General features: G+C 52.2%; 9 protein-coding genes. 7 read left to right on the forward strand and 2 right to left on the reverse strand.

From position 1 onward, the window contains the following. The 7 genes from VEI96_05565 to VEI96_05595 form a co-directional block, all read left to right on the forward strand. Window positions 1-287: hypothetical protein (locus VEI96_05565; protein HXX57448.1), on the forward strand; the 287-nt coding region annotated here is incomplete at its 5' end. A gap of 6 nt (window positions 288-293) precedes the next feature. Continuing rightward, window positions 294-1,043: a tRNA (guanosine(37)-N1)-methyltransferase TrmD gene (gene trmD / locus VEI96_05570; protein ID HXX57449.1), complete on the forward strand. Its 750-nt coding sequence runs from the start codon at window positions 294-296 to the stop codon at window positions 1,041-1,043. Further along, complete coding sequence (gene rplS / locus VEI96_05575) at window positions 1,030-1,404, forward strand: 50S ribosomal protein L19 (protein HXX57450.1); 375 nt, start codon at window positions 1,030-1,032, stop codon at window positions 1,402-1,404. The genes trmD and rplS overlap by 14 nt, the downstream gene beginning before the upstream one ends. After that, the gene (locus VEI96_05580) at window positions 1,404-2,033 is read left to right on the forward strand and encodes a ribonuclease HII (GenBank protein HXX57451.1); all 630 of its coding nucleotides are present in this window, start codon (window positions 1,404-1,406) and stop codon (window positions 2,031-2,033) included. Before rplS ends, VEI96_05580 begins: the two co-directional genes overlap by 1 nt. After that, entirely contained in the window at window positions 2,034-2,684 is a 651-nt protein-coding gene (locus VEI96_05585; GenBank protein ID HXX57452.1) for a metal-dependent transcriptional regulator, read from the forward strand. Window positions 2,685-2,925: 241 nt separating this feature from the next. Beyond that, the gene (locus VEI96_05590) at window positions 2,926-4,194 is read left to right on the forward strand and encodes a multiheme c-type cytochrome (protein ID HXX57453.1); all 1,269 of its coding nucleotides are present in this window, start codon (window positions 2,926-2,928) and stop codon (window positions 4,192-4,194) included. Window positions 4,195-4,314: 120 nt separating this feature from the next. Next, window positions 4,315-5,154, forward strand: a complete 840-nt coding sequence (locus tag VEI96_05595; protein ID HXX57454.1) for a hypothetical protein — start codon at window positions 4,315-4,317, stop codon at window positions 5,152-5,154. On the opposite strand, the gene VEI96_05600 is transcribed toward VEI96_05595, so the two are convergent. Then, on the reverse strand, window positions 5,151-6,668 hold the full coding sequence (locus tag VEI96_05600; GenBank protein HXX57455.1) for a transporter substrate-binding domain-containing protein: 1,518 nt from the start codon (window positions 6,666-6,668) through the stop codon (window positions 5,151-5,153). The two genes, VEI96_05595 and VEI96_05600, sit on opposite strands and share 4 nt — an antisense overlap. Before the next feature lie 919 nt (window positions 6,669-7,587). Further along, a partial coding sequence (locus VEI96_05605) for a hypothetical protein (protein ID HXX57456.1) occupies window positions 7,588-8,392 on the reverse strand: 805 nt, incomplete at its 5' end.

The following is an 8,392-nucleotide window of genomic DNA, read 5'->3' on the forward strand; positions in this document are numbered from 1 at the left end:
TTGAATACGGCGTATCCTACCTTTTCAGGGTCAGCAGATGCACCGACAACGGCCACGGACTTAGGGTTGAAGAGGGTGTCCAGCACAAAAGAAGGATACTAAATGGCCGAACAATTTGCAAGGAGGATAGACGTGACTACGGCAAGTGCGGGATTGACAAATACCATTTATTATTCTATCCTTGCGTGTGGAGGAAAAGGAAGGAGAAGGGTCCCCGTATAGGCGGCTTTCCCGTCTTTTTGTTCGGTTCGAGAAGAAGCGATAGTAGTTCCTCTTTCCCTGAGTGACGAAGTATGCGATATGAGGTCATCACGATATTCCCCGATATCTTCCATGCCTATCTCTCTGAAAGCATCATAAAAAGGGCGATCGGCAAAGGGATCGTTGAAATCAAGGTACATAACCTCAGGGATTATACAACGGACAAACACAGGACCGTCGACGACTACCCTTACGGGGGCGGCTCCGGCATGGTCATGAAACCGGAACCATTCTTCAGCGCTGTTGAAGCCATAAAGGCCGATGGGTTAGAGACGTATACGATCATGATGACTCCGCAGGGAAGGCCCTTTCACCAGGGACTTGCGGCGACACTCTCCCGGGACACGAGGAGGCTCCTCTTTCTCTGCGGCAGATATGAGGCGATCGACGAACGGGTGAGGGGGGGACTTGTTGACCTCGAACTGTCTATCGGTGATTATGTTTTGAGTGGCGGAGAACTGCCGGCATTGGTTATAATAGATGCTCTCGTGAGGTTACTGCCGGGTGCGCTTGGTGATGAGCATTCGGTCGAAGAAGAGTCCTTCTCCTGGGGCATTCTGGATTATCCCCACTTCACGAGACCCCCGGAATACCGTGGGGCGCGGGTTCCTGATGTACTCCTCTCCGGCAACCACAGGGATATCGAGCGGTGGAGGAGGAAGGAGGCCCTGAGGAGGACATTGCGGAGGAGACCGGAACTTCTCAGGAAGGTCTCCCTTGAGCAAGAGGATCACATACTACTTTCAGAAATCGAGGAGGAAGAGGGAAATGAGTCTCATTAATGCCGTTGAGGAGGCGTACAAGAAGGATGTGCCTGCCTTTCGGGTAGGCGACACGGTCAAGGTTTTTGTCAAGGTTGTTGAAGGTGACAAGGAAAGAATCCAGCCCTTCGAGGGTGTGGTCATTGCGCGGAGGGGAACCGGGGTAAGAGGAACGTTCATGGTGAGAAAGGTTTCCTTCGGTATCGGTGTTGAAAGGATATTTCCCCTTCATTCCGCTTCCCTGGATCGGATCGATCTCATACGGAGGGGCTCTGTAAGGAGGGCAAAACTCTACTATCTGAGGACGAAGAAGGGCAAGGCAGCGAAGATAAAGGAGATGGGGAGAGAACGCATCGCTGCGGAAGAGACGAAAGAAGCGTAGTGGACATCTACCGGTATGATGAATCCCTCAGGGGCGAGGGATTTCACCGTATAGCCGGTATCGATGAAGCGGGAAGAGGACCCCTTGCAGGTCCCGTAGTCGCCGCGGCTGTTGTCCTTCCCCCTCTGAAGAGGATTGAGGGCTTGCGAGACTCTAAGAAGGTTCCAGGAAAGGAACGAGAGAGACTCTTCTGGGATGTATTCTGCTGTTGCCTCGATGTCGGCGTCGGGGTTGTAGAATCTGATGTAATAGATAAAATCAATATCTTAAAGGCGACACGGCTTGCGATGGAGACAGCCGTACGAGACCTATCTTCGGACCCGGATCTTCTCCTGATAGACGCCCTGCGTCTGTCTTCCCTCAAGACCACAAAGCAGGTTTCCCTGGTGAAGGGGGAATCGAGGAGCGCCTCCATAGCAGCCGCTTCCATCATAGCGAAGGTCGTGAGAGACCGGATTATGGAGCACTATGACGGCATCTATCCCGAATACGGATTTGCGGCGCACAAGGGATATCCCACGAGGGAGCACATCGGGAAGATAGCGCAGTGCGGACCGTGTCCTATCCACAGGAAGAGCTTTGAACATGTTATGTCTCTGAATCTCCCCTATGCGTGCGGGGGCGGATAAATGGAACGAGAAAGGATAGACGAAGCCCTTGAGCTGCTCTGGCTCCTCGACGAAGAGGGCCATTCGGAGATCGACCGGTTCCGGTTGAGTTCAGATGATCCGGAATTCGAGAGCCTCCTCGACGCTCTTTCGGTCGAAGGCTTCATCACGGTCAATGACCGTCTTGTCCTTCTGTCCGATGCGGGGCGCGAGCTGGCGAGGGGACTCATCAGGCGCCACCGTCTCGCGGAAAGACTTTTTACGGACGTATTTGCGCTGAAAGATGACCAGGTAGAATCCGACGCCTGCAAGATGGAGCACATCTTGAGCGAGGAATTGACGGACAGCGTCTGCACGTTCCTGGGGCATCCGCCCACGTGTCCGCACGGAAAACCGATTCCAAAGGGGGAATGCTGTAAAAAGTATAAGGTCGAAGTTACGCCGGTTGTTATGCGGCTTTCCACCTTCGAAGTCGGCGCAAGGGGCAGGATCGTCTTTATCGTCCCTTCCGAGGCTGCGAGAATCAGCAGGCTCGGCTCGATCGGGATAGCCGCCGGCAGCGTATTCAGACTTATCCAGAGAACACCTTCCTATGTCATTCAGGTCGACGAGACGACCGTTGCCATAGACCCGGAAATAGCCAAAGAGATCTTCGTCAAGAGAATAGCATAAATGCCGCGAAAATACGGCTCGGGTCTTGAGCCGCTTCATAGACTATCATTTAATCTGTTTCCGAGAAACCCGGGCTTGTCCATCTGAAATCCTCCATCCCATTCCCTGAATCTCGGTAAGAGCCTTTTACATTTCACTCCTGTGTGCTATTATCTTGAAGATGGACGAACCTCCGACGTGTAACACGAAGGAATGCCGGGATGCGGGGAAGCGCGTCTCGTAAAATCGCGAGAGGTGCGATATGGACAAGATAGTATTGAAGGTCTTCCTCTTAGTGGCTGTCGTGTCACTTCCGCTCGTTTGTGCTGCAGAACCGATCTGTCTGGACTGCCACAAGAAGATCACCCCTCAAGTGGTACGTGATTGGCAGCTGAGCAAACACAATACGAAAGGCATTGACTGTACACAGTGCCACGGAGACAAGCATCAATCTGAAACAGATGTGGCGAAAGCGGAGATTCCGACTCCCGATACCTGCGCCAAATGTCATGATAAACAGGTGAGGCAATACAGAGGCGGAAAGCATGCCTTCGGTTGGGCCGCCATGAAACAGCTGCCGTTAATACACTGGCAGCCCCTCGCCGGGACTGAAAGCATGCAAAAAGGTTGCGGAGTCTGCCACAAGGTAGGAGTGAAGAGTGCGCAAGAGATACAGGATTTAAAGAAGAGCGGCCAGATCTTCGGCAATGCTTCGTGCGATTCATGTCATACCCGACACGCATTTTCGGTTCAGGAGGCGAAGCAGCCTCAGGCCTGCCAGACCTGTCACGTTGGTCTTGACGGACCGCAGTGGGAGATGTATTCAGTATCAAAACACGGTGTCAGGTACCTTCTCAAGCAGAACAGAACCCTGCCGGAAGACATCGCTGCTCCCACCTGTCAGACCTGCCACATGCAGGACGGCAATCATGCGGTACGAACTGCCTGGGGGTTCTTCGCATTCCGACTCCCCATGCCTGAGGATGAAGAATGGGCCGCTGATCGGACACTCATCATGCAACAGCTGGGGCTGCTGGGAGCGGACGGTAACCCGACTGAAACAATGAAGACAGTGAAGGAGATGGATGTGTTTCGATTGACTAACGAGGAGTGGCAAAAGGATCGTGATAAGATGGTCAAAACGTGCCATCAGTGCCATTCCGTCAATTTTGTGAATGCCGAGATGGCAAAGGGCGATCAGATCATAAAGACTGCAGACCACCTCATGGCGGAAGGACTGCGGATTGTTGATGCCCTCTATCGGGACGGCTTGCTCAAGAGACCGGAGGCTCCTCTCTATCCGTTCCCCGGTCTTACCGAATTCCCGGCAATTGAACAGAAACTCTTCTTTATGCTCTCCCAGCAGAGGATGAGGGCTTTTCAGGGGGCGTTTCATTCAAACCTGGATTATACGTACTGGCAGGGGTTGAGTGCGATGCAGAGGAGTCTTACGGAAATCAAAGAAATGGCGGCAGAGATTCGGGAAAAGGCTGCGGAGAGAACACTGAGAGAGGAAGAAGAGCCGGAGTGAAACCACGTTAGGGGTTGCTCCGACTCGATCCGCCGGGGAATGAACCCCGGTCTTCCCGTTGCGATAACAATGAAACACGCTTCTTCCTCAAGTTGGCGATCGTCCTTAAGCTCTTGGTTAATGGCTGCATTGCTTGCAGTCAGCCTGCAGTTGGAGCTTGTCCCCCTTGCATACTGCAACAATCCGCCACTGGTAGGTTCGATTTTGTTTTTCATCAGGGACTCCGAGACTCGCTATGGAATTCCTAATGCTACTATTGAGGTCTATGAAAATGACAAATTGATAACGACCCTTAGTGCTGATGATACAGGGCACTCGCGGTTTGATGCGAAGAAGAAGGGAACTTATGTCACAAAAGTCAAGGCTGAAGGCTATCGCTTACTAGAAGGTAGCAATAGCCTGGAAGTTGGTGGCAGAGCATTGGAACTCGATGTAATGCTGCCACCATTGACTCTCCCAAAAGAACTTAAAGGTGGCACCATTGAAGAGTTTGAGAAAGATGCGAAAGAAAGAGGCGATATAATCTTTTATGGTTTTATCGTTGACAGGAAAACCGGAAAACCGATGGAAGGTGTTCAAATTCAGGCGGTCGGCTCAAATATAAAGGGAATAAGTAATGATCGCGGGTTTTTCCTGATTCGCTATCCTGCGCCACCTCAGCCTGCTGATCCCGATGCTCTGTCGCCATTAGAAACCTATACTTTCGAGAAGACTGGATACAAAACAGAAGAGTTCCAGAATGAGTTCGCGAGGCCCGGAGCGCACGGACTATATGTCGATATGGAACTCGGGTCGGGCAAGAATATTCACAAGAATCCACACAGGAGCCTCCAACCGGTTCCATACCCCGACACTAAGACAGATAAGTCTAAAGAGCAGAGTTCCCAAGAAATATTCTTTTCGGAAGCAATTGTAAAAGCGGCAAGGGTGCTCGGCGACCTCTCTTTCGTCACACTCTAGGGCGGTCCAGACTCTTCCAAAGACTCCTCCTGCTTATTCTTTCTTTCCTCTTTGATGCGCTTCACTTCGAGTACTCTCTCGACTGATTTGTAGGCTATGAAGTACTTGTTGACGTTTGCCACGTACTGGACGGTTTCTCGCCCCATCTCTTTGAGCGCCAATCTTTCGACGCTGAAAAACCACTTGTTCGGGTCCATCCCGAGTTCGCCTGCTTTTTGACGGAGGCTTGCTATCTTTGCGGGTCCGGCATCATAAGCAGCGAGGGCGAAGTCAACCTTGTCTCCTGGGCTCATGCCCGGATCGTTGAAGTATGTCTGCCTGAGGTATGCAAGATACTTTACACCGGCCTGGATATTGTTCTCCGGCGTGGCGACATTCCGGAGCCCGAAGCGGGCTGCCGTCGCCGGGATTACCTGCATGATCCCGACGGCCCCCCTCCGGCTCCGCCTATTCTGGTTGAGCCCGGATTCCTGGTATGCCATGGCAGCGATCGTGAGCCAGTCGAAATCGTACATCTTCGCATATTTCCTGAAATAGAAACGGAGTTTCATGAGCTTTCGTTTCTCCGACTCCGCGATTGGGTTCAGCATCCATTTCGTCGCACCATAGTATCGAGCGAAGAGCATATTACCAAGCACGGTACCCTGACGCGCCTTTGTGCCGATGAACTCGTTCAGGCTGGCAAGCAGTTTCGGGTTCTCCTTGCGAACGGCACAAGCGAGATTCCCTCCGCCACGGAGAATGATATCTTTTCTCACGGCTATGTTCTGCAGGACACAGCACCAGAGATCCGCTATATGGTTATCGACGACAGTTATCCTGAAGATTCCCGAGTTGACCATCTCTAGAATATCCTCCTCTTCAAGGGTCCTGTCGACCTCGACGATCCGGACGGGTCTGCGACCCGTTTTCCCAAGTCGTTTATTCAGGTCTTTCAGGTGTTCTGCATAGCTGCTTCCCGAGACGACGTGCACGGTTCTCCCCGACAGGTCATCGAGCGTTCGGAGGCCAGCCACCGCCTTTCCCGTTACGATAACCTCGTTGACATTCATGATGTAGGGTTCGGTAAATGCGACGAGCTTTTCTCGCTGCGGCGTAATGGCCTCTCCTGCCGCTATATCGCCTCCCCCGTCGAGGAGCAAGGGGATGCGCTGATCGCTCGGAACGGTGATGAAGATAACGATGGGGTTCGATCCCCGCTTTCCGACTTTACCATGGAGAAAGTGCTCGTACTCATGCAGCAGTTCATACTCCAATCCCTGGGGTTGGCCATTGACGATGGTAAAATTCGTCTTGCCGTAGGAAACGAGTACGCGGATAACACGCCGACTCTCGAGGATCTTGTCGAGGTCTCCGGTCCATCGTCCATGGAGAGGGCCCAAGAGGGCACTGTCAATACTCGGCTGGACTCCGGGGTCCGCTCCCTCCTCCGTCTTGGGGGAACAGCCCGATATCATCTCGAGAAGGGGAACGAACAGGAGAAGACTTGTCAGTATCTTCACGAATAGATTCATCGTGCTTCATGCGGACGGGTAGTGCCCGTCTCGATCTGCGAAAATGACCCTGCGGAGACCGCGAGGTTCGTCAACCACTGCTAATTCGGCAGGCAGTTTATTGCGGCCTCCTCACGTTCCTATCGACATAATAAATGCAACGAATTCTCTATCCATCTATAGGTTATCACCGAAGAGACAATATTCAAGGGGGGGGAATTGACCGGGCCTTCTCTGCAGGCGCGGGTCTCATAACGATTCGAGGGAACACTTTGACGGAAGCCTCCTTCTCCTAATCAAGGATGCTCCGAAGCAGCTTCCGGATTCGATACTCGGCATGGAAAATAGAGGTCAATAGAGACCGATCGTGAAAGGATGCCGAGGAATGACAATCACCCACGGTCGCACTCTCCGGAAAAGGGGGCTCCTCGCTCGCCGCCGAACAAGGACACCGTTGAAGGGATCTACCTTGAGGGACAGACGGATTTATAAACTAAAGCATCTCCCGAGTTTCCGGAGATATCGAGCCAACGAGGATTCGAGATGGATTTGTCATCTTCCTGAAGAATACGGGCTTTTCTGTTCTTGCAATCGATTTCGTATAAGTACCTTGCGGCATTACTCTTAGCCCAAACCGTCACACTGTTTTCCGAAACCTGTTTTACGCTCTTCGTGTCATAATAGAACGTGTTGCCATATGAATCTTCCTGGAGAAGCTTCCAATTTGTCAGTTCTGTCTTGGAACAGCCGAGCGTAAAGAACAGAGCCAAGATGCAAAAAACTGTCGCCCTCACGGAACGCAAACAACCCTTCATTTTAGACCTCCCCCGATCTCACCGATGGCCAGTTGAGTTTTCTCTCTTCAGGATACATGAAATCCCTATGCTTCTCATGTACGGCTCTGCTTATGAATCGGCAGTCATCCTTTTCCCTGGCCGTCTTACCACAAACGGAACCAGCGTCTCTTTCCTTTTATCTTGGCCAGGGAAATACGCATTTCTCTCAGGGAATTGACTATTTCAGTCTGCTGTTTCCTCGCTTCGTTCATCTCGCTGAAGAGAACCGAGAGGGTGTCCTTCAACTCACGGGCCAGCGCAGAGACCGCGTCTTTCGTCTCGTGGGACTGGGCGGAAACGACGTCTTTCATGTCACGGGAACGGGTGGAGGCGACATCTCTTATCTCCTGAGAGAGATTAGAGACAGTATCTCTTGTATCGGAGATAGATTGGATAAGCTCCCGCAGGCTGTCTACAATCCTCTTCAATTCCTTGTCAGGAAGGGCAGGCGGTGAAACGGGGCCTTCGGAGACGGCAGATTCTGGAATCGACCCTCGTTCTTTCGGGGCATCGACGGCCCTCGTATCCATAGGCTCTGCCGCAGTCATAACTCCCGCGATATTCATCGGTGCTGTGGTACTCGCAGACGGCACGGTATCCGCAGGTACCGCCGTATCCACAGGCGCCACGGTATCCACAAATGCTCCGGCATCTTCTGGATTCACGGTCTCTATAGGTTCCAGCGTATCCACGGTTTCGACGGCATCGAGATCCTCCACGGCATCCACGATCTCAATCGGTTCTTCCACAGGTTCTGACGCAGGCATCACCTCTTCGATCTTAAAGGAGTCTTTTTCGCGGATCTTGACGAATACCCCTTCTTCTTTTACGGGCAGGATATCGACCCTGTGCTTTTTCGAGATATCTTTCAGAAGTGCTCTCGTTGTGATTTCAAAAGTCTCCTTGATC

It is taken from the genome of Thermodesulfovibrionales bacterium, assembly GCA_035622735.1.
In the GTDB taxonomy this organism is placed as follows: Bacteria; Nitrospirota; Thermodesulfovibrionia; order Thermodesulfovibrionales; family UBA9159; genus DASPUT01.